The 19,837-nt window shown below is 73.0% G+C and carries 18 protein-coding genes; 12 read left to right on the top strand and 6 right to left on the bottom strand.

What is annotated here, in order from left to right; all coding sequences use genetic code 11:
- Positions 1–146 precede the first annotated feature (146 nt).
- Complete coding sequence (locus AC2CHG_RS20750; protein ID WP_484525379.1) at positions 147–1,367, bottom strand: GNAT family N-acetyltransferase; 1,221 nt, start codon at positions 1,365–1,367, stop codon at positions 147–149.
- A gap of 98 nt (positions 1,368–1,465) precedes the next feature.
- On the opposite strand from AC2CHG_RS20750, the gene AC2CHG_RS20745 reads away from it, so the two are divergent.
- On the top strand, positions 1,466–2,005 hold the full coding sequence (locus AC2CHG_RS20745; RefSeq protein ID WP_484525378.1) for a hypothetical protein: 540 nt from the start codon (positions 1,466–1,468) through the stop codon (positions 2,003–2,005).
- A 55-nt stretch (positions 2,006–2,060) separates the two neighbouring features.
- Here the strand turns inward: AC2CHG_RS20745 and AC2CHG_RS20740 are convergent, their stop codons facing one another.
- Positions 2,061–2,522: a hypothetical protein gene (locus AC2CHG_RS20740; RefSeq protein ID WP_484525377.1), complete on the bottom strand. Its 462-nt coding sequence runs from the start codon at positions 2,520–2,522 to the stop codon at positions 2,061–2,063.
- 329 nt (positions 2,523–2,851) lie between these two features.
- Between AC2CHG_RS20740 and AC2CHG_RS20735 the strand changes: the two genes are divergently transcribed.
- The gene (locus tag AC2CHG_RS20735) at positions 2,852–4,732 is read left to right on the top strand and encodes a propionyl-CoA synthetase (RefSeq protein WP_262016298.1); all 1,881 of its coding nucleotides are present in this window, start codon (positions 2,852–2,854) and stop codon (positions 4,730–4,732) included.
- A 71-nt stretch (positions 4,733–4,803) separates the two neighbouring features.
- On the opposite strand, the gene AC2CHG_RS20730 is transcribed toward AC2CHG_RS20735, so the two are convergent.
- Together AC2CHG_RS20730 and AC2CHG_RS20725 are read right to left on the bottom strand one after the other, a co-directional pair.
- Positions 4,804–6,927, bottom strand: a complete 2,124-nt coding sequence (locus AC2CHG_RS20730; RefSeq protein WP_484525376.1) for a M14 family zinc carboxypeptidase — start codon at positions 6,925–6,927, stop codon at positions 4,804–4,806.
- 77 nt (positions 6,928–7,004) lie between these two features.
- Complete coding sequence (locus AC2CHG_RS20725) at positions 7,005–9,920, bottom strand: Hsp70 family protein (RefSeq protein ID WP_484525375.1); 2,916 nt, start codon at positions 9,918–9,920, stop codon at positions 7,005–7,007.
- A gap of 129 nt (positions 9,921–10,049) precedes the next feature.
- Here AC2CHG_RS20725 and AC2CHG_RS20720 point away from each other — a divergent pair, with 129 nt between their 5' ends.
- The 4 genes from AC2CHG_RS20720 (at position 10,050) to AC2CHG_RS20705 (ending at position 13,100) form a co-directional block, all read left to right on the top strand.
- Positions 10,050–10,697, top strand: a complete 648-nt coding sequence (locus AC2CHG_RS20720; RefSeq protein WP_355511090.1) for an MOSC domain-containing protein — start codon at positions 10,050–10,052, stop codon at positions 10,695–10,697.
- 32 nt (positions 10,698–10,729) lie between these two features.
- Positions 10,730–11,758, top strand: a complete 1,029-nt coding sequence (locus AC2CHG_RS20715; RefSeq protein ID WP_484525380.1) for a questin oxidase family protein — start codon at positions 10,730–10,732, stop codon at positions 11,756–11,758.
- Between the two features lie 37 nt (positions 11,759–11,795).
- The gene (locus AC2CHG_RS20710) at positions 11,796–12,221 is read left to right on the top strand and encodes a nucleoside deaminase (protein ID WP_194803417.1); all 426 of its coding nucleotides are present in this window, start codon (positions 11,796–11,798) and stop codon (positions 12,219–12,221) included.
- 108 nt (positions 12,222–12,329) lie between these two features.
- Positions 12,330–13,100, top strand: a complete 771-nt coding sequence (locus AC2CHG_RS20705; protein ID WP_484525374.1) for a hypothetical protein — start codon at positions 12,330–12,332, stop codon at positions 13,098–13,100.
- Here the strand turns inward: AC2CHG_RS20705 and AC2CHG_RS20700 are convergent, their stop codons facing one another.
- Positions 13,101–13,742: a hypothetical protein gene (locus AC2CHG_RS20700; protein WP_484525373.1), complete on the bottom strand. Its 642-nt coding sequence runs from the start codon at positions 13,740–13,742 to the stop codon at positions 13,101–13,103.
- An 85-nt stretch (positions 13,743–13,827) separates the two neighbouring features.
- Here AC2CHG_RS20700 and AC2CHG_RS20695 point away from each other — a divergent pair, with 85 nt between their 5' ends.
- From AC2CHG_RS20695 to AC2CHG_RS20685, 3 genes are all read left to right on the top strand, one after another.
- Positions 13,828–14,346, top strand: a complete 519-nt coding sequence (locus AC2CHG_RS20695; RefSeq protein ID WP_484525372.1) for a contact-dependent growth inhibition system immunity protein — start codon at positions 13,828–13,830, stop codon at positions 14,344–14,346.
- 386 nt (positions 14,347–14,732) lie between these two features.
- Positions 14,733–15,179, top strand: coding sequence for an SRPBCC family protein (locus AC2CHG_RS20690; protein WP_194803419.1), 447 nt, complete (start codon positions 14,733–14,735; stop codon positions 15,177–15,179).
- A gap of 40 nt (positions 15,180–15,219) precedes the next feature.
- The gene (locus AC2CHG_RS20685) at positions 15,220–16,194 is read left to right on the top strand and encodes an alpha/beta hydrolase family protein (protein WP_484525371.1); all 975 of its coding nucleotides are present in this window, start codon (positions 15,220–15,222) and stop codon (positions 16,192–16,194) included.
- A gap of 19 nt (positions 16,195–16,213) precedes the next feature.
- On the opposite strand, the gene AC2CHG_RS20680 is transcribed toward AC2CHG_RS20685, so the two are convergent.
- A complete protein-coding gene (locus AC2CHG_RS20680; RefSeq protein WP_269704538.1) occupies positions 16,214–16,867 on the bottom strand; it encodes a Type 1 glutamine amidotransferase-like domain-containing protein in 654 nt (217 codons plus the stop codon).
- 151 nt (positions 16,868–17,018) lie between these two features.
- Here AC2CHG_RS20680 and AC2CHG_RS20675 point away from each other — a divergent pair, with 151 nt between their 5' ends.
- The 3 genes from AC2CHG_RS20675 to AC2CHG_RS20665 all read left to right on the top strand — a co-directional run bounded on the left by AC2CHG_RS20675 (position 17,019) and on the right by AC2CHG_RS20665 (position 19,427).
- Positions 17,019–17,630 (top strand): hypothetical protein, encoded by a 612-nt coding sequence (locus AC2CHG_RS20675; RefSeq protein WP_484525370.1) that lies wholly within the window; start codon positions 17,019–17,021, stop codon positions 17,628–17,630.
- A gap of 430 nt (positions 17,631–18,060) precedes the next feature.
- Positions 18,061–18,426 (top strand): PadR family transcriptional regulator, encoded by a 366-nt coding sequence (locus AC2CHG_RS20670; protein ID WP_269704540.1) that lies wholly within the window; start codon positions 18,061–18,063, stop codon positions 18,424–18,426.
- Positions 18,423–19,427: a hypothetical protein gene (locus AC2CHG_RS20665; RefSeq protein WP_366624845.1), complete on the top strand. Its 1,005-nt coding sequence runs from the start codon at positions 18,423–18,425 to the stop codon at positions 19,425–19,427. Before AC2CHG_RS20670 ends, AC2CHG_RS20665 begins: the two co-directional genes overlap by 4 nt.
- The last annotated feature ends 410 nt before the right edge of the window (positions 19,428–19,837 follow it).

The following is a 19,837-nucleotide window of genomic DNA, read 5'->3' as shown; positions in this document are numbered from 1 at the left end:
ATCATGAAGTTAGCCGGAACAAATCGGACGGTCCGCGCCGCTAACTTCATGATCGCGCGGGCCAGTCGGGCCAGTCGGGCCAGTCGGGCCAGTCGGGCCAGCCGGGCTACGCCGGGCTGGGCTGGGGTGGGTGGGTGGGCGGGCGGTCAGAAGACCTCCATGGGGGAGGGGGTGCGGTACCAGGTGAAGGCGGGCGTCAGCGCGGTCAGCGTGTCCGGGATCAGCTCCTGGACGCGGCCGGCGGCGGCCAGCGCGTACGGGTTCGCGCCGCCGAGGTACAGCTCGCCGAGAGCGCGTACGTCACACGCCAGCCCGGCCGGTGCGGTGGTGGGCGTGCACTCCGCCCCGTCGCGGCCGCCGACCAGCCGCCAGCGGCCGGTGTTCTCCTTCAGCAGCTCGTCGGTGACCTCGATCACCACGTCCACGTCGGTGGCGTAGCGCCGGGCGGCCAGCGCGGCCGGCACGTCCACCACCCGCACCCAGAGCGCGTCGGCGAGATGCGGGGAGAGCTGGCGGGGCTCGTCCACCAGCCGCAGCAGCGGCTCGTCCAGGGCCGCGATTCCGAACGACAGCCGGCGGGTCAGGTCGACCGAGAGCAGCAGCCGCCACAGTGCCGTGTACGCCTCCGGCGTCGCCGCCACCACCTCGCCGACCTGCACCTCGGCCTGCGGCCCGACGGCCGTCGAGCTGTCCTTCGTCCGGTACAGCGCGTACCCGTCGAGGCCGTCGGCGCCCTCGTGCAGCAGCACCCGGCGCTCGGTGGCGCCGCCCCGGTGCGCCTTGAGGTCCGCCAGCACGTACGACCACCAGCGCTCGTCCCGCCGGGACCAGCCGGGACGCTCGGCGCGGACCCGCTCGTACAGCCGGGCCAGCTCGTCCCGGTGCGCGTCCGGACGGTCCAGTCGCAGCCTGCCCTCGCCGGGCGCCGGGGCGGGCAGGCGCAGGCCGGTGGTGTCGACGGACAGCATGTAGCGCGGGGCCGCCGACCCGTAGCCGAACCGGGGGTAGATGCGGCCCTCGCTGGCCCAGAGCACCGCGATCGGTTCCCGGCCGGCGTCGCGGACCTCCTGCAGCTGGCGGCGCATCAGCGTGGTGAGCAGGCCGCGTCGCCGGTGAGTCGGCGCCACCGCGACCATCGTCACGTGCGCGGCCGGCACGTCCGCGCCGGGAACAGCGAGACGGCGGCTGAACGCGGCGGCGTGCGCGACCGCCGTACCGCCGTCGCGGACCAGTAACGACCGGTCCGGCTCGAAGATCGGGCGTTCGAGCGCCTGCACGTCGGGGTCGAGATCGCCGTGGAAGGCCAGCGCCAGCAGCGCCGCGATGTCGTCGAAGTCCTCGGCCCGGGATACCAGCACGTCAGTCACGGCACGTGTGTATCGCACCGCGATGGGGGTCGGCACCCTATTTGCGGGCTGGCTACCCTCGGAACCGAGGCCGGAATCGGTCGAGGGGGAGGACGAAGATGGCGGACCAGACACAGCCGTGGGCCGAGCGCACCGTGGAGGTGCCGCCCCAGCCGGGGGTGGTGCCCCCGCAGCGGGACGCGTTCCAGCGCGGGGTGGCGGCGGTCGGCCGGCCGCGCGCCTCGGGTACGCCCCGCACCGAGCAGTTCCCCACCGTCGAGCACGGCGACTGGGCGGCCGAGCAGGCGCCCCGCCGACCGATGAGCTGGCATCTCGCCCAGGCGCGAAAGGGCGGGGAGCTGAGCGCCGCCGGTGCGCTGTTCGCATTCGTGTGCTGGGGCATCTGGGCGATCTCCGGCCGGGGCAACCTGGTCGCTCCGCTGCTCACGTTCGTGCTCAGCCTGCTCACCGCGGTCGGCCTGTTCGCGCTGGCCCGGCTGCTCGGCCGGCTGATCCTGGAACGGCAGCTCGGCCGGGTGCGCCGCAGCGCCAGAGGCGCCCACCTGGTGACCGCGTTGTTCCTGGCCGGCGTCGGGGTGGCCTATCTCCAGCAGACCGAGTGGGTGGTCTCCGCCTGGAACTGGGTGACCGGCAACTGAGCCGACCGGGTCGTCCGTCCGGTACGCGCCGGACGGACGACCCGGGGCGTCGGCGTCAGAAGGTGGTCGGCGCGCCGGCCGTCTTGCAGGCGGCGTTGATGTCCTTGCTGGCCTTCTCCATGGCGGGGTTGTCGGCGGCGGTGCCCGGGTCGGCGGCCGAGCCCGCCTTGCCGGCCTCCGCGCCGAACTCCTTCAGGGCGGTGGCCGCCTTGCCGTCGCCGGCGGTCCCGGCGAGCTCTGTCACCCGGTCACCGAGTTCGGTGAGGATCGCGCCGGTCTGCTTCGTCAGGTCGCCGCCCCCCTGCACGACGGCCATGAGCTTCGTCCGCATGTCCTTGTTGATCTTCTCTGCGGCGGTGCAGAGTTCCTTGTCGCTCATCGCGGCCGCCGACGGCGAGGGGGCAGCCGAGGAGGGGGCGGCGGAGGCCGACGTGGCCGCCGGCCCGGCCGTGGTCGAGGGCTTCTCGTCGCCGCACGCGGCGAGCCCCAGCACGGCACAGGTCAGAAGGATCGGCAAGATCCGATTGGTTTTCACGCCTGCGCACGCTAGTCGACAGCAGTGATCGATCAAACTCGGTTTGCCCGGGTCGGCCCCGGGATGCGCGGGCGGGCGGCATTCGCGCCGCCCGCCCGCGTGCCCGGCCGCGGTACGCCGCGACACCGGTCGTCTCTCCACCAGGACCGTGTTGCCTTACCCCGCCCCGCGGGCTTCATCCGTCGCCCGTTGGGCTGAGCGGTCACCGCCCACCGCCGTGACCGGCCGTTCAGCGAGCCGGGACGTGCTTCCGGCGCACCGAACCCGTCCGGCCGTCGTGCCGGCACGGCGCCGGGGCGCAGCATGACGGCATGGGCGCGTATCGATCAGCGTACGAGCGGAGCATCGCCGACCCGGCCGGTTTCTGGCGGGACGCGGCGGCCGACATCGACTGGGTCATCCCGCCGGAGCGCATCCTCGACGAGGAGGCGGCGCCGCTGTACCGCTGGTTCCCCGACGGGGTGCTGAACACCTGCCACAACGCGCTGGACCGGCACGTCGCCGCCGGGCGTGGCGAGCAGCCCGCGTTGATCCACGACAGCCCGGTGACCGGCACGGTCCGCACGCTCACCTACGCCGAACTGCTCGCCGAGACGGCCCGGTTCGCCGGTGCGCTGCGCCGGCTCGGCGTCGGCCGGGGCGACCGGGTACTGCTCTACCTGGCGATGGTCCCGGAGGCGGTGATCGCCATGTTGGCCTGCGCCCGGATCGGCGCGGTGCACTCGGTGGTCTTCGGCGGCTTCGCCGCGCACGAGCTGGCCGTCCGGATCGACGACGCGCGGCCGAAGGTGGTGGTGGCCACCTCCTGCGGCATCGAGGCCGACCGGGTGGTGCCGTACCACCCGATCCTGGCCGCCGCGCTGGACGAGGCCGCGCACGCGCCGGAGCGCTGCGTGGTGGTGCAGCGCCCGCAGGAACCGGCCCCGCTGGTGCCGGGCCGCGACCTGACCTGGGCCGAGGTGATGGCGGACGCGGAACCGGTGCCGTGCGAGCCGGTGGCCGCCACCGACCCGCTCTACGTCCTCTACACCTCCGGCACCACCGGCCGGCCCAAGGGCGTGGTGCGGGACAACGGCGGGCACGCGGTGGCGTTGCGCTGGTCGATGCGCAACGTCTACGGCATCGAGCCGGGCGAGGTCTTCTGGGCCGCCTCCGACGTGGGCTGGGTGGTCGGCCACTCCTACATCGTGTACGCGCCGCTGCTCACCGGCGCGACGACGGTGCTCTACGAGGGCAAGCCGGTCGGCACCCCCGACGCCGGCGCGTTCTGGCGGGTCGCCGCCGAGCACCGGGTGGCGGCCCTGTTCACCGCGCCCACCGCGATCCGGGCGATCCGCCGGCAGGACCCCGACGGCAGCCACATCGAGCGGTACGACCTGAGTGCGCTGCGTACCCTCTTCCTCGCCGGTGAGCGCCTGGACCCGGACACCTGGGCCTGGGCGGGGGAGCGGCTCGGCGTACCGGTGGTCGACAACTGGTGGCAGACGGAGACCGGCTGGCCGGTGGCGGCCAACCCGCGCGGCCTGGAGCCGCTGCCGATCAAGCCGGGGTCGCCGTCGGTGCCGGTGCCCGGCTACGACGTGCGCGTGGTCGACGGCGCGGGCCGGGACGTGCCGCCCGGCACGGACGGCTCGATCGTGATCCGGCTGCCGCTGCCGCCCGGCTGCCTGCCCACGCTCTGGGGCGACGACGAGCGGTTCGTCCGCTCCTACCTGTCCACGTTCCCGGGTCACTACCTGACCGGCGACGGCGGCCGGTTCGACGAGGACGGCTACCTGTACGTGATGGGCCGCACCGACGACGTCATAAACGTGGCCGGGCACCGCCTGTCCACCGGCGCGATGGAGGAGGTCCTGGCGACGCACCCGGCGGTGGCCGAGTGCGCGGTGATCGGCGTGGCGGACGCGCTCAAGGGGCAGGTGCCCAGCGGGTACGTGGTGCTCAAGGCCGGCGCCGACGTGGACCCGGACGCGCTCGCCGCCGAGCTGGTCGCGCTGGTCCGGCAGCGGATCGGCCCGGTGGCCGCGTTCCGCCGGGTGACAGTGGTGCCGGCGCTGCCCAAGACGCGCTCCGGGAAGATCCTGCGGCGCACCATGCGGGGCCTGGTGGAGGGGCGCGACGAGCCGGTCCCGGCGACCATCGACGACCCGGGCGCGCTCGCCGTCTTCCGCGACCTCGGCACCACCGACTGAGACGGCCGACCCGCCCCGGACGAGCTGACGCGGTCCCCGGCCGGACTCCACCGGCCGGGGACCGCCTGCGGTCAGCGCCGGACCGGGTTGTCGGCGGCGTAGTCGCGGGCGACGCGGACCAGTTCCACCAGGCCGCCGGCGTACTCCTGCGCCTCGGCGTGCGCCTCGTCGAACGGCGGCTGGAAGCCGACCCCCTCCCACTGACCGGTGGCCTCGTTCCACCTGTCGTTTCCGACCTCGAAGTCCCAGGCGAAGATGCCCAGCTCGTAGTAGAGCTGGTCGGCCGAGTTGCCGGCCGCCGAGTAGAGCACGTCGGCGACCGGGCCGGTCTGCGACGGCCAGGTGAAGGTGCCGCGCTCGGCCGCGATCGCGCCGACGATGCGCCGCGCGCTGCCCAGGAACAGCGTCGACTCGTCGATCGACGGGCGCGGCAGCGTCACCCGCCCGTCGGCCTTGTACGCCCCGGGCGGCCACATGAAGTAGCCGCCGTACGAGTGCACGTTCATCGCGAACTTGATGTTCGGGTGGGCCTTGGCCAGGTCGATCACGTTGCGGCTCTCCGGCTCGGACAGCTCCGCCGTGCCCGCGTAGTTGCCGGACAGGCAGTTCGCGCTGGCGCCCACGTATCCGTCGAACAGGGAGCCGACCGTGTAGTTGCGGTTGACGTCGACGCCCCACATGGTGCGGTACTTCGGGTCACGGGAGGCGCCGCTGCAGTGGTTGACCAGGTTCTTGCGCTGGAAGTTGTAGTCGTTGAAGGAGTAGTTCGCGCCGTCCGGGTTCACCGTCGGGATGACGAACACGTCCACCTGCTCCAGCAGCTTGCGGGTCGCCGCGTCGGTACGCGCGTTCGCCAGCAGCCGCTCGGCGAACTCCAGCGTGACGAGCGGGGTGGCCCACTCACGGGCGTGCTCCTGCGAGTACGCCAGCACACCGATCCGGGAGCCGTCGCGGTGCTTGCCGATGCGCAGCGCCTGCACGGTCCACGGCCGGGCCGGCACCTCGGTGCCCTGCAACCCGTCGTCGAGACGTACCGGCCCGGCCACCGGCATCGGCAGCCCGGCCGAGCCGTCCTCCACAGTGGCCCGGAAGCGGGCACCGCGCGGCGCGTTGATCAGGGCGGCGACGTCGTCGGTGGTGCTGGTGACCTTGCCCGCGCGGTCGGTGGCCAGCGAGACGGTGAGCACCCGGTCCCGGTAACGCATGCTCAGTGGCCGGTTCGGCCGGCCCGGGTCGACGGTGCGTACCTGCACGCCGTTCATGCCCTGGTCGCCGAAGCGGACCGACTCCACCACCACTGCGGCGGCCGCCGGGTCGCCCAGGTAGGCGGCGGCGTTCCGCCGGTAGCCCTGGGTCTTGTTCGGCAGGTCGATCACGTCGACCAGGTCGCGGTACTGGCGGCCGAGCCGGGCGATGCGCGCCTTGATGTCCACCGGCGTCAGGTAGGCGTCGATGAAGTCCTTCTGGTAGCCGGCCGGCTGCGGCGGCGGGGTCGCGTTCGGCCAGAGCGACGGTGTCACCGGCCGGCTCGTGCCGCCCAGCGTGGAGGTGGCGGTGAGCTGCACCGGCCGGCTCGGCACCGGCTGCGGAAGCGCGTAGTGGTACTGGTACTCGCCCGAGTCCTCGAAGCGGTACAGCGGGAACGAGCCGGTGGCGCCGTCGGCGGTCCGCCAGGTGACGGTGATCTCGACGTCCGGGTCGTCGGTGGCGGTGGTGGCGACCTGGGCCTGGAGGAACGTCCGGCCGCCGGTGGTCCACCAGTACGCCTGGAGGAACTGGAGCGTGTCGACAGTGGTGGCGGCGCCGCTCGCGCGCAGCCCGGCGCGGGTGCTCTCCTGTGCGGCGCGGCGGCTCTCGGCCAGGTGCCGGGTCCCGTCGTCGGCGCGCTGCACCACCTGCAGGGCGGTGGCCCCCTGCCGGGTGAGGTCGGTGAGCTGCCGTCCGGTGAGGACCAGGTCGGCGATCCACTCGCCGTCGCGGGAGCGGGGGCGGTTGGCCAGGTCGGCGCCGCCGGCGACCAGGCGGTCGAGCTGCGCCCGGTCGGCCAGTCGGACGCGGACCAGCGCGGTCTCGGCGGGGGCGAGCGTGATCGTGGGGGCGGATGGTGCGGCGGCGCCCGGCCCGGGATGGGCCAGCGCCGCGGCGATCAGGATGCTGGTGGTGGCGAGTGCGGTCCACCGTCGTCGGACGAACACGGGGCCTCCTGACGAACGTCGATCTCTCTGCCGTTCACACCAGCCGAGACATCGATCACTGTCAAGCTCAGTTCCGGTCAGCCGGCGAACCGGTACAACCGGAACTCCTTCTCCGCGCCGCACACCAGCATCTCCGTGTTCCACGAGCAGGACTCGCTGCGGATCTGCTTGAGCTGCCCCATCTCGACCGGCTTGCCGTCCACCGCCGTCCCGGCGAGGACGCGGTCGTCCTCGTACGCGCTCGGCGCCTCGGAGAAGATCAGCAGGTTGCCGGCGTTCAGCCGGACCGCCGTCCCGTCCCGGTCGCGCAGCACCGGAGTGCCGTCCGGCGCGAACAGCGTCACCGCGTCCGGCGAGTCCCGCCCGGCCAGCACGTGCTCACCGACCGGCACCAGCGACTCGGCGCGCGGCGCCCGCCACTGCCGGGTGCCCTCGCCCTCGGTCGCCGCCACCACCCGGGTGTCGTCGGCGCCGCTGCCGGGCGTCTCCAGCAGGCACACGCGACGCTCTCCGCAGGTGACGAGATCCTTCACCCGGCCGCCCTGCTCCGGCGCCTCGTACAGCACGCTGGGCGTGCCGAGACCGCCCAGGTCGTAGGCGAGCAGCCGCAGGCCGCGCTCGTTCTCCGCCACGTACAGCCGGTCGTCGCGGGCGGCCACCGGATCGTCGAGCCCGGCGACGTTGCCCCGATCCTTGAGGACCTTGCCGGTGCGCATGTCCAGCACCCGGACCGACCGGTCCGCGCCGACCTGGACGAGCCGGTCCGCCTTCCCCGCCCACGGGGCGAGCGGCGAGCCCTCGGCGTTGCCGGGCCCGTCCAGTGCCGCGCCGGTGCCGACCGGGACCACCTTCGTGCGCGCGTCGCCGTACTCGGTGCGCGGGTTGGGCCGTTCCCACCGCTGCCCGCCGTCGCTCAGCCGCAGCCCGATCAGGCGTTCGCCGGTGCGGTCCAGCCGGACGATCGTGTCCGGCCCGAGGTACAGGGTGTCGTCGCGGCCGACGTCGGTCCGCCAGCGCTGGTCCCCGGAGTCCTCGTCGAGCACCGCGAGCACGCGGGGGGTGTCGCTTCCGGTGGCGTCGCCGAGGACGAGCAGTCCGTCGGGCAGCGTCCGGATCCCCGCCCACCGCTGCGCGGTCGCGTCGGTCCGCTTCTCCCAGACCGTCCTGCCGGTGGCCGCCTCGACGGCGCTCACGTGGAGGTGCCCGTCGGGCAGCGAACGGGCCAGGTAGGCGCGTTCCCCGAGCGTCGCGGTGAACATCTGGTCCGGCCGCGTGTCACCGGCGGCCACCGTCTTCACCAGTTCGGCGGTGTGGAAGTCCAGCGCCGGATGCCGGTCCCGGAACACCCAGAGCAGCACCGACGCCGCCACGGCGACGACCACGAGACCCGCGCCGAGCGCGATCCACCGGCCGCGCCGGGGCCGGCCGCCGCCGGGCCGGACACCGTTCGGCGCGGGGGAGAAAGGCGCCCCGGGTACGCCGGGCTGCCAGCCGCCGGGCGGGGGAGCGGACGGTCCGGGTACGCCGTAGCCGGCGGGGTGGGGCGGAACCGGCCCGTGGGCGGCCGGCATGTGGTCGTACCTCGTGGGCTGTGGCGGAACCGGGCCGGGCGTGCCGTCGTACCTCGTGGCGGCGGTCTGCGGGACGGGGCCGTCGGCGACCAGCGTGCCGTGCGGTCCGGCGGACGCCGCGTCCGGACCGCCGAGCGGCGCGGTCGGGTTCGTCCTCGTCGCACCGGCGGGGGCCGTGGCGGCGGTCTCGCCCGCGGCCGGCGCGGGCCGTGTCGATTCGGGTTGCGTCGGCGCGGGTGGTGCCGGCGCGGCCTGGACCGGCACGCCGGGACGGCCGGACCGCCGGGGCAGCGGCAGGTCGGTGAGCGCGCCCTCGGCCACCGGCATCTCCGGCTGCTCCAGCACCGTCGGCGCGATGCCCAGCTCGGCGTGCAGCAGCCGGGCCACCAGCGGCACCCGGGTCGACCCGCCGACCAGGAACAGACCGGAGAGCTGCTCCGGGCGCAGCCCGGCGGCGGCGGTCACCTCGCGGGTCTCCGTCACCGCCCGGGCCAGCAGCGGCGCGGCCAGGCGTTCGAAGTCCTCCCGGGACAGCGGCACCGCCGCCTCCACCCCCGGTACGGCCACCGGCGCGACCATCGCCCGGGACAGCATCTCCTTCGCGCCGCGCACGTTGTCCCACAACTGCTGGCGGGCCCGCCGCTCGGCGGTGGTCGCCGGATCGGTCAGCCGGGCCCACTCGCCCGGATGGGCCGGGCCGACCAGTTCGCCGAGCCGTCCGAGCAGGGCCGCGTCCAGGTCGAGGCCGCCGAGGTCGGGGATCCCACCGGTGGCGACCAGCTGGAAGCCGGAGTCGCCCCACGGGTCGGCGCCCTCGTTGCGCAGCACCGCCACGTCGAGCGTGCCGCCGCCGAAGTCGAACACCGCCACCGCACCGCCCACCGGCACCGGCCGGCGCAGCACCTGCGTGAAGTAGCGCGCCGCGGCCACCGGCTCCCGCAGCAGACGGGTGCCGGGCGCGATCGGCCCGGCAAGCGTGTGCTCGGCCGCGGCCGGCCAGCCGGCGAGTTCCAGCGCGTCGTGCAGCACCTGACGGCGGGCCGGCGTCCAGGCCGCCGGGTGGGTGACCACCGCCGGGGGCAGCATCCCGACCGCCGCCACCGCCGCGTCCGCGACCGCGCGCAGCGTCGCGGCCAGCAGCTCCGCCGGCCGGTACGCCCGCCCGCCCAGCTCCACCGTCTCCTCGTCGACCCGGCGCTTCGGGTTCGGCTCGTAGGCGGCCGGGTCGGCCTGGGCCAGGCGCTGCGCGTCCCGCCCGACGTGCAGGTGACCGTCCGCGTCGGCGTAGACGCCGGACGGCAGGATCGGATGGCCGTCGACGAGCACCGGCCGGGTCCGCCCGTCCGGCCAGCGCAGCACCGCCACCGTGTTCGAGGTGCCGAGGTCCACGCCGAGGGCGAAACCGTCCTGTTGGCCTGCCATCCGCGGCTACCTCCACCACCCGACGAGGATGTCCGGCCCGCATCGTACGCAGCCCACGCTGCCCCGCTTCCCACCCGGCCCGGCGGAATGGGGTGGCCGGTGGGACCGTGGCCGAATACCGTCGCGGTCATGAAGGTGATCTCCGTCAACGTGGGCCGACCGCAACCGAACCCGTGGAAGGGGATCGGCGCCACCGGCATCGACAAGCGCCCAGTCGACGGCCGGGTCGCCGTCACCGCGCCCGGCCCCAAGGGCACCGGCGCGGTCGGGCTCGCCGGTGACCGGGTCTACGACGTGGCCCACCACGGCGGCACCGACCAGGCGGTCTACGCGTACGCCCGGGAGGATCTGGACCACTGGGAGGCCGAGCTGGGCCGCCCGCTCGCCGACGGCAGCTTCGGCGAGAACCTGACCACCAGCGGGCTGGACGTCAACGGCGCGCTGATCGGCGAGCGGTGGCGGATCGGTCCGGACCTGGTGCTGGAGGTCTCCTGCCCGCGCATCCCCTGCGGCACGTTCCAGGGGTGGCTGGGCGAACGCGGCTGGATCAAGCGGTTCACCGAGCAGGTACGGCCCGGGGCGTACCTGCGGGTGGTCACGCCGGGCAGCGTCGGCGCCGGAGACCCGGTCGAGGTCGTGCACCGGCCCGACCACGACGTGACGGTGGCGCTGGTGTTCCGGGCCGTCACGCTGGAGACGGACCTGCTGCCCCGGCTGCTGGTCGCCGACGCGCTCCCCGAGGAGGACATGGCGCGGATCCGCCGCCGCTTGACCTGAACCGCACTTCAGGTCGGACGCTTCCCGGTGTGCTGAACTCCGTACTCGACGAGGCGTACGAGCGCGTACGCCACACCGGTCCCGAGCGTGACGGGTGGCTGTCCAACCACGTGCCGATGGCCGCGGAGGCCCTGGTGCGTCACGGCCACGGGCGGGCGGTGCACCGCTGGATCGACGCGTACGCCGGCCGGCTGGAGGAACGCCCGCGCGGCATCCGGCGCATCGTCGCCGAGGAGTGGCGTGACCCGCTCGGCGACCCGGTGCGCACCGGCGACTGGCTCGACCTCTTCGACCGCGAGCTGGCCGGCGCGCCGTGGCGCGACGTGCTCGCTCGCTGGTGGCCGCGCCTGCTGCCGGGCATCGCCGCCGGGGCCACCCACGGCGTCATCCGGGTCGGCCACGCCGTGCGCGCGCTGCTCGACGCCGAGACCGCACCGCGCGTGACCGAACTCGGCCAGGGGCTCGCCTACTGGGCCGCCCGCTGGCAGCCGCTCGCCCGGCCCGGCGCCGGGCCGTACCCCGGAACCGACGCCCGGTCCGCGCTCGACGCCGTGCCCCGCGTACCCGATCAGCGGTTCGGCATCCGGTCCCGCCTGGCGCAGCTGGCCGACCTGGACCGGTGGCCGGCCGTCGCGGCGGCCGTGCCCGGCGACGCCGCCGCCGACGTGCCCACCCGCCTCGCCGCCGTCGTCGACGCCGCCGTGGTGCGGCACGGCACGCACGGGTACGCCGCCCCGGTCATGCTCGTGCACGCGGCGACCGCGCCGAACGCCGTCCTGCGTACCCTGCCGGCCCTGCCGCCGGCGCTGTGGCAGCCGAGCCTGGCCGCCGCCTGGGCGGCGACCGCCGCCGTCACCGCCGCCTACGCCCCGGCCGGGGCCCGTGCCCTCCCGCCGGCCGCCGGGCCGGAACTCGACGAGGCCATGGCGCGGGCGCTGGACACCGGGGACGCGCACGCGATCAAATTCATCGACACCCTGAGCGACGCGTACGCCCGCAGCGGCGACCCGGCCCTGCGCGCCGTGGCCGCCCGATCCGTCGAGCAGATCGCCGCCGACTGACGGCCTCGGCTCGGTACCGCCGACACGTGGAGGGCTGATGACACCCGACGACGAGGCGTTCCTGCGCCGTGCCGTGGAACTCGCCGACCGGGCGGGCGCGTCCGGCGAGCGGCCGTTCGCGTCGCTGCTCGTCGGCGCCGACGGCACCGTGCTGATCGAGGACCACAACACTGTGGTCTCCGACCGGGACGTCACCGCCCACCCGGAGCTGAAGCTGGCCCGCTGGGCCGCCCGTCAGCTCGCCCCCGAGGCGGCGGTCGCGACCACCATGTACACCAGCTGCCAGCCCTGCCCGATGTGCACTGTGGCGATCAACGCATCAGGCCTCGGCCGGGTCGTGTACGCGTTGTCCACCGAGCAGTTCGAGCAGGTCAAGCCCGCGACGCCCGCGCCGCGTCCGGTGCGGTACGACGGGCCGGCGCTGTTCGACGAGGCGCGGCGGCCGATCGAGGACCACTACTAGTCCATCGGCCCGCTTCTCCGCCTGAGCGCCGAGATCGCCTCCGCTGCGGGGCGCCGCGTGTGCCGTGCGACGCCTACGCTGTGCCGCACGGCGACAGGGGGTGGGCCGGTGGGGCGTCGGCTGGGGCACGTCGCGATGGCGCTGCTCGGCGCGCTGCTGTTCGGCACGGCCGGCCTGGCCGTCGGGTCCTGGTACGGCGGCCGGGGCGCCGAATCGCCGAGCCCCGAGGCAGCCCGGAGCGCGGCCGGCGAACTGCTTACCGGTGTCGAGCCGATCGGTTCGATCACCGAGCGCGGCTACCGGTACGGCGTCTTCCTGGCCGCCGACGACCTCGGCGGTAACCGGGCCGAGTTCCAGTACGGCGACGGCCCCGACTGCACGTTGTCGGAGCGGATGCGGGGTGCCGCCGAGACGGGCGGGTGGCGGGAACTCCGTCGGGTGCCGGGAGCATCGTGCGACGGCTGGCGGGCCGAGCGAGACGGTATGACGGTCACCCTCACGCATCCGGCATACGGGTCGAGGCTGAGCATCACGCAGAGCGCTCCCGGAGGGTTCCGCGTCGCCACCATCACCGGCACCCTGCTCGGCGTCGCCGCCGGTGCGGCGCTGTTCTGGGTGGCGGCGCGGAGTCGCCGGCCCGTACCCCGGGTGGTCGGCACGCTGGTGACCGTCGGCCTGTTCCCGGCAGCCGTCGTCACCTGGGCGGACCTGGCCGTGCACCGGCTCGCCGAGCCGGTGTGGCCCGTCTGGCGCGGGCTCGCTCCGGTGCTGGTGCCGTTCTGGCTGGTGCTCCTTCTGATCGGCGTGATCGTCCTCGCGAGGCGACCGGATCCGGCAGTGCCCGCCACCGACGCGGTCGCGGCTGGCCGTGCCGGCTGATCAGTGGACGCACAACTCGTCGTACGGCACGCAGTCCCACAGGGTGTTCGCACGCTCGCGGACGACCGCGAACACCGGCCGGGACAGCACGACGTCGCCCGTCCGCTGGACGCGCATGACGATCCCCAGGTCGTCGGAGGCCGGATCGCCTTCCGGGGCGTACTGCGGCGCGATGCCGCGCGCCAGCACGTAGCTCAGGAACTGCTCCTCCAGCCGGGACGGCACGCGTCCGACCAGGCTGATCCCGTCCAGCGTCACCTGTGGGCTGTACCGCGCATCGACGACTACGCAGAACAGGCCCTCTGACCTGCCGAAATAAGCCGTGACCGCCGTGGCGTGGGCAGCGGCGCCCGCGTTGCGGAACTCCGCCTTCGTCGGCCGGTCGAAGTCGCGGTGTGCGACGGAAACCGATGCGGCGAACCCGGGCAGCGCCTCGGCGGCCTCGTCGTGGCTCATTCCGAACCGCAGAGGTCCCACGCCGGCTCCCGGCGTGTACGTCCACTGCTCCCGCTCGGCCTCGGTCAGGACATGCCAGGGGTTCGTCATGAGGCAGGCGCTTCCATCTCGTTCGTGGCCGCGGGGTTCGTGCTCGGCCCGGCTCGCCACCAGCGGATGCCGATGGGTCATCGGTTGTTCGTCCATTCTCCGGACGGCTGCGTTCCGCCGACTACCGGAAGCGGTCCGGGACGTAGAGGACAGCCGCGGGACGCGGGCTAGCCTGACCGCCGTGACAACGATCGAGCAGTTGGAACGGGACGTCTGGCCGGACCCCGGCCGGGAGGCCACGTCTCTCGTGAGGCGCTGCTCGGAGCTACGACGCAAGCCGCTGGCCGAGTTCACCGTGGAAGACCTGCGCATCATGCTCGGGCAGGGGATCGGCGTGTCGGCTCTGCTGCCTCTCGCGGTACAGGTCCTGCTCCGCGATCCGTTGGCCGAGGGCGACTACTACCCGGGTGACCTGCTCGCCAACGTGCTGCGGCTTCCCGGCCCGGCGTGGTCGGGCCTGCGAACGGAACGGGAGCGGCTGCGGTCGGTTCTGGCGGAGCTCGTCGCCGGTCGCCCGTCCTCCGACGCCGGTCCGGGCCCTCGTGACCCGGACCAGCGTCTTCGCGGCGCCATCGGGCAGTTTCTCGGCGATGAGAGCGGAGTTCCAGCTGGTGGGTACGCCAGTCCATGGCGGCGAGCAGGACCTCTACCAGGGCCGACCGATTCGCCGCGCCGATCCCCTCCAGCGCCCGGTGCATGACGTTCCCGGCGTCCTCGGGCAGTTCCCGCGGACCGAGCATCGGCAGTATCAGGATTAGCCGCTGCGCCCAGCCGCTCGTCCGGCAGTGCCGCCACGGCGAGCAGTTCCGCCCAGGTCATCGCGGACGTGAACCCGTGGCCGCCGACCGAGGCGAGAACCTTCGCCGGCTGCCCCGGCCGGTCCTCCACGAAGTCGAGTCCCGTCTCGTCCTCGAGGTTGCGGTAGACGATCCGAAGCCACACGTCTGCGTCGAGCCGCACCGAGACCGCCGGCCAGCGCTCCGGGTCGTTGAGGACGTCACACATCGCGTCGTAGTCGGCGGCCGGCACTCCGAAGGCGGCCTCCGACTCGACCGTACGCCCAGCAGAGGACAGACATTGCAGCCGATGACATTCAGCCACACGATCTCCGCACCGCCGGAGAAGGTGTGGCGGTGCCTCGCCGACGTCGCGCGGTATCCGGCGCTGCTGACCAAGGTCGACGCGACCGAGCTGCTCCACAGCCAGGCGTTCGGAACGGGCACGAGATGGCGGGAGACCCGCAGGCCGTACGGCTGGCCCGTCACCGTGGAACTCCGCGTGACCGACTGCCGGCCCCCGTTCCGCTACGTCGTCGAGTGCTTCGCGGGCGGGCACAGTGTGACCGAGTACCGGCTGGTTCCCGGTGCCGCGGTTGGTACCACCGACCTCCAGCTCACCTACACCTTGACCGGTGGCTCACCGATCCATCGGATCAGCCGGGTCATCGCCCGTCGACGGTTCCTCGCCTGCGTCAGGGAGAACAACGTCCAGGACCTGCTCGACATCGAGCGAGCATGCGGGGCCAATGCCTGAGGACGCGGGTGGGTGGCAGGAGCCTCGTACGGTCGACGGGGTGTTGTTCGAACCGGTGACCGCGGAGTTCTCGTTCCTCGACGACGGGAACGAGCTGGTCGGCGACGTCGTCCGGCCGCCCTGGCCGGGGCCGTACCCGGCGGTGGTCTTCGTCGAGGGTTCCGGGCCGGGCGGTCGCGATCAGGGGGCGTGGCAGACGAGGCTGGCCGCAGCCGGCTTCGCGAGTCTCGCCTACGACAAGCCCGGTTCCGGTGCGTCGACGGGTGACTGGACCCGTCAGACCATGGCCGACCGCGCCGCCGAGACCGTGGCCGCGGTCCGGGCCGTCCGAAGCCGCGAGGACGTGCTGTCCGGCGCGGTCGCGCTGATCGGCGGCAGCCAGGGCGGCTGGGTGGCTCACCTCGCTGCGGCAGCGGACCACCGGATCGCGGCGGTGGTGACGGTGTCGGGGCCGGGCGTGAGCGTACGGGACCAGGAGGAGTACCGGCTCCGCCACCAACTCGCTGCGGAGGGCTTCGGCGGCGCCGACATCCAGCAAGCGCTTCTCCTGCTACGCGACCAGATCCGGCGGGTCCAGTCGGGCGACGACCCGGCGCGCGTGCACGCCGCGCAGGCGCACTGGCACGGCGCTCCCTGGTATCCGATGCTCGCCGGGACGACACCCGAGTCCATCGCGTTCATCGCGGGCATCGCGGACTACGACCCCGCCCCGGCACTGGCGGCTCTGCGCTGCCCGCTGCTGGCGATCTTCGGCGCGGACGACCTGCTCGTGCCGGTGGAGGCGAGCGTGCGCGCCATCAGCGGCACCCTCGACGGCGCACGCCACGCCGATCACACGACTGTGGTCTTCCCCGGTGCCGACCACAGCATCCGCGTCTACACGGGGGAAGGGCCCGCGCAGGTCAGGGAGGGGCGCTACACCCCTGCCGAGCGAGCGCCGGGCTTCGACGAACTCGTCGTCACCTGGCTGCAGCGCCGCCTGCCGGCGACCGACCTGGGGTACGCGGCGCGCTGATCGCGGCATGGGCGGGTGCTCACGCGGGGAACCACCTCCACTGCCCCTCGGAGACGACCTCGACGGCGCCGTCGGTCACCTTGATGGCCGTCTGGTCGTCGATCGCGTACGCCGGACCGGCGATCTCGGCCGCCCACTTCTCGGCAGACGCCATGGTGTTGTCCGGTTCGAGGCCCAGGTGCGGGAAGATCGAGAAGTCGACGAGCCCGAGCGTGCGGTCGTCGGGTGCGGACTGCCACTCGACGAATTCCGTACCGATCCGGGGGGTGAGCACCATGCTGCCGGCGCTCAGCCCGACCCAAACGGTGTCCCGCAGCGACGGCAGGAGGTCCGCCAGCCCGGACTGCCGCATCCAGTGGCACAGGTACGTCGCGTCGCCACCGTGCACGAGCAGGACGTCGGCCTCCCGGACCCAGGGGACCCAGTGCTCCTGGCCGATGCTGGGTAGCGCTGACAGTTCGAGTACGCCCAGCGACTTCCAGCCGAGACCGCTCATGGGCAGCGGCGTCTGACCGGTGATGAAGCGCCAGGCCGAGGCCGGTCCGCCCATCGGGTACGCCGCAGTGGGGATGCAGAGGGCGCTCGATTCGGCGATCGGCTTGCCCAGCAGGTCGACCAGCGCATCGTTGATGCTCGGGTTCTGGACGCCTGCGGATGTGAGGAGAAGTTTCACGCTTGCCTCCTGCGCGTAGCGGTCATGATGCTCTGCCCGGTGTCCGGAGATCGGTGCACAGGAGTGCTGACCGGACGCGGTAACGAAACTCATCGCGATCCCGGCTGTACGGCCGGTCGATGCGTGACCGGTAGAGCCCTAGGCTGACGCCATGTCGGCGGAGCACGAAGTGATCGACCTGGACGAACGCGGTCACCGGCCGGCGGATTCGGACGGCGCTGTTCCTGGTCGCCGCGGGTCCGGACGAACGATGACCGTACGGCTCGTTGCTGCCTTCGTGATCGGCGCCGTGCTCGGCGGTGTCGGTGTGAGCGAGCTGCGAGTCTCGCGGGACGAGCGGGAGCGGAATGCCTCGGTCGCGCTCGTGGCCCTACCTCAGGACAGAGTCAGCGGGGGTTCGGGTACGGAAGTCCTGGGCGTCGTCCAGCTGAACGGACAGCTCGCGGTGATCAACACGGGACCCGCGCCGATCACTGTCGGTGCGGCTGTCGGTCAACGACCGGGCATCCAGGTCCGTGACACCGGCCAGTCGAGGCTGCTACGACCTGGCGGTACCGGCTGGATCGATGTCGAGGTGCGCGTCGAGTGCGCTAGTTCCACCGCGTTCGAGAGCGAGCCGTTGTCGATACGGTTCTCGGTCGAGACCGCCGACCGGCAGGCCAGAGAGGTCAGCTACCCCGTCGCCGTGAAAGGAAGCGCCTGGGAGCGGGAGGCGGAGATGCCGTGCGCGTACCTCAGTCACTCGGGGAGACGCGGCGGCTAGCGCAGGGGTCACAGCACCATGCGGGCGGCCCTGCTCCATCAGCACACCATCGGCGAGCGCGACCAAGAGATCGCCTCGGCGCTGCATCACCGGATCGCCGGGGCGGGCTGACATCGCCGGTGAACGGCGCAAGATCGAAAATGGGGAAGGAATGCGATGGCCCAGGTGCCGCGATCATGCGGTCTGCCTGGGCCTTCGTTGGTGGAGCGGGCGACGGGAATCGAACCCGCACCGTCAGTTTGGAAGATCGTGCTCAGCCGGTCGTGATGCCCGAAACGCCTGGTCCCAACGGCCGAGCCAGTTGCCCCTCGTGCCCGCTCATGACCGCTGCGCGCCCCGGCTACTGGCCCATGGATGGCCCATGATGGCCTTGGGAGACACCATCATGTAACGCCCCCCGATATAGCTTCGCGTCCGATATATTGCGGGCATGGACACACCGCTACGTGAGCCGACCTTCTTGATCCTGACCGCGCTGGCGAAGGAGCCGATGCACGGCTACGGGTTGATCGGCGAGGTTGCCGTTCTTTCCGATGGCAGAGTTTCACTGCGTCCAGGCACCCTCTACGGGGCGCTTGACCGGCTGGTCGACGCCGGCCTGGTGGAGGTCGACCGGGAGGAGGTCGTGAACGGTCGAGCGCGTCGCTACTACCGCCTCTCGCCAGCCGGCGACGCCACTTTGGCGGAGGAGACGGACCGGCTGCGGCGCAACGTCGAGGCGGCCACGACGCGGCTTCGCGCGCGAGCCCGCACCGGCCGGTCGCTCACTGCGCGTACCGCCGGAGGCTTGGCGTGACCAACTTGGAACGCAGGTACCTGCGCCTGCTGAATGTGTACCCCTCGGACTATCGCCGGGCGCGTGGGGCCGAGATCGTGGGAACGTGCCTTGACCTGGCCAAGCCTGGCCAACGCTGGCCCTCACCTGGCGACATCACGGATCTCGTGCGCGGCGGCGTCCGTCAGCGGCTGCGCGCCGCCGGCCTCATTGATCTCGTTCCCGGGGTGCATCTCGCCTCGGTCGTGGCATTGCTCGCTGCTACCGCCTTTGCGGCCATCTGGTGGGTGGCGGAACTGCGTCCCGTGGCGCCCGTTGGGGACCACCCGCACATGAGTCCCTTCGCCTCACTCGGGTTCATTGCGTGGACCGCCTGGCTGGTCGCCGCGATCGCCGCAACCGTCTCCCCGGGCCGGACGACGCGAGTCGCGGTAGCCGTAGCTCTTGCGCTCACGATCGCGGCAGTGCCACTGAGCGCGTTGACCGGCCTGTCCAGGCCACCGCTGTTCATCCTGCTGCCGCAAGTCACTCTTGGCGCGCTAGCGCTCCTCCTGCCGGAGGGGTCTTTGACCCTCATTCGGGTTGGAGTACCACTCGCGGCGGTAGGCGCAGGTGGGACAGCGGCTTACCTGATCCTGCACGACGCGTTCGATGGGTACTACGCCGCCAGTACCGCCCGGTTTCTACCGGCCGCCGGTGGGCTTCTGCTGGCTGTCGCTCTGCTACTGGCTCTCGGCCTGGCCCTCCATCGTGACAACCGCGGCGTCTGGGCCTCGCTGGTGTTACTTACTCCGGTCGCTCAGCTCTCGCTGCACAAACTGGCTGGAAGTGTGAGCCCGTGGCGGGGCTCCCCAAGTGTGGAGTTCAGCGCCCTCGCCACGTACGCAGTCCTCGTGAGCCTGCTCGGCCCGGTCCTTCTCACGCTGGTGGTCGTCGCTCGCCAACGGCCGGGTGGTAACGGCGAAAGAGACGGGCATCGCGGCAATCGCGGAAGCATTCGCCGACACATGTTTCGGATCTAGCCCCAAGCCAAGGTCAGCCAGGCTGGCACCAGTCGGTCGCTTCGTTCGTCAACGGGGGTGGGCGAAGCAATCCGGCGGGCTGGCAGTCGGAAACTGATCAGGCGCCGCACAAGCGTCTAGGCGGGGCCAGAAGGCGGGTCTCCTCGTCGGGCAGTCGTCAGACCGTCCAGCCTCCCCAGGCCGGGACAAGGTGGAGCGCCCTACTGGACGTACGACCTTGGCCCGGCCTGGGGAGGCTGGTAGCCCTTGTGGTGCCCGGCGAGGTGATCCGCTCCCGGCCGATCTCTGAGGAGGGTCGGGGTTCGGGGCGGAGCCCCGAGGTCTTCAAGCTCTTGCATCTCGTAAGCGTGGCCGGCCGGCCCGGCCGATGCCGGCCGGAGGTCGCCAGCAGGCCGGGGCCGGGCCGGCGC

The sequence above is a fragment of the Micromonospora sp. ATLC20 genome, from assembly GCF_057196585.1.
This window is presented reverse-complemented; position numbering and strand designations above follow the sequence as displayed.

What these genes read in the sequence shown, in the direction of transcription:
- AC2CHG_RS20745 (WP_484525378.1), top strand. Translation starts at nt 1,466, where the DNA reads ATGGCGGACCAGACACAGCCGTGGGCCGAGCGCACCGTGGAGGTGCCG.
- AC2CHG_RS20735 (WP_262016298.1), top strand. Translation starts at nt 2,852, where the DNA reads ATGGGCGCGTATCGATCAGCGTACGAGCGGAGCATCGCCGACCCGGCC.
- AC2CHG_RS20725 (WP_484525375.1), bottom strand. Translation starts at nt 9,920, where the DNA reads ATGGCAGGCCAACAGGACGGTTTCGCCCTCGGCGTGGACCTCGGCACC.
- AC2CHG_RS20720 (WP_355511090.1), top strand. Translation starts at nt 10,050, where the DNA reads ATGAAGGTGATCTCCGTCAACGTGGGCCGACCGCAACCGAACCCGTGG.
- AC2CHG_RS20710 (WP_194803417.1), top strand. Translation starts at nt 11,796, where the DNA reads ATGACACCCGACGACGAGGCGTTCCTGCGCCGTGCCGTGGAACTCGCC.
- AC2CHG_RS20700 (WP_484525373.1), bottom strand. Translation starts at nt 13,742, where the DNA reads ATGGACGAACAACCGATGACCCATCGGCATCCGCTGGTGGCGAGCCGG.
- AC2CHG_RS20690 (WP_194803419.1), top strand. Translation starts at nt 14,733, where the DNA reads ATGACATTCAGCCACACGATCTCCGCACCGCCGGAGAAGGTGTGGCGG.
- AC2CHG_RS20675 (WP_484525370.1), top strand. Translation starts at nt 17,019, where the DNA reads ATGTCGGCGGAGCACGAAGTGATCGACCTGGACGAACGCGGTCACCGG.
- AC2CHG_RS20670 (WP_269704540.1), top strand. Translation starts at nt 18,061, where the DNA reads ATGGACACACCGCTACGTGAGCCGACCTTCTTGATCCTGACCGCGCTG.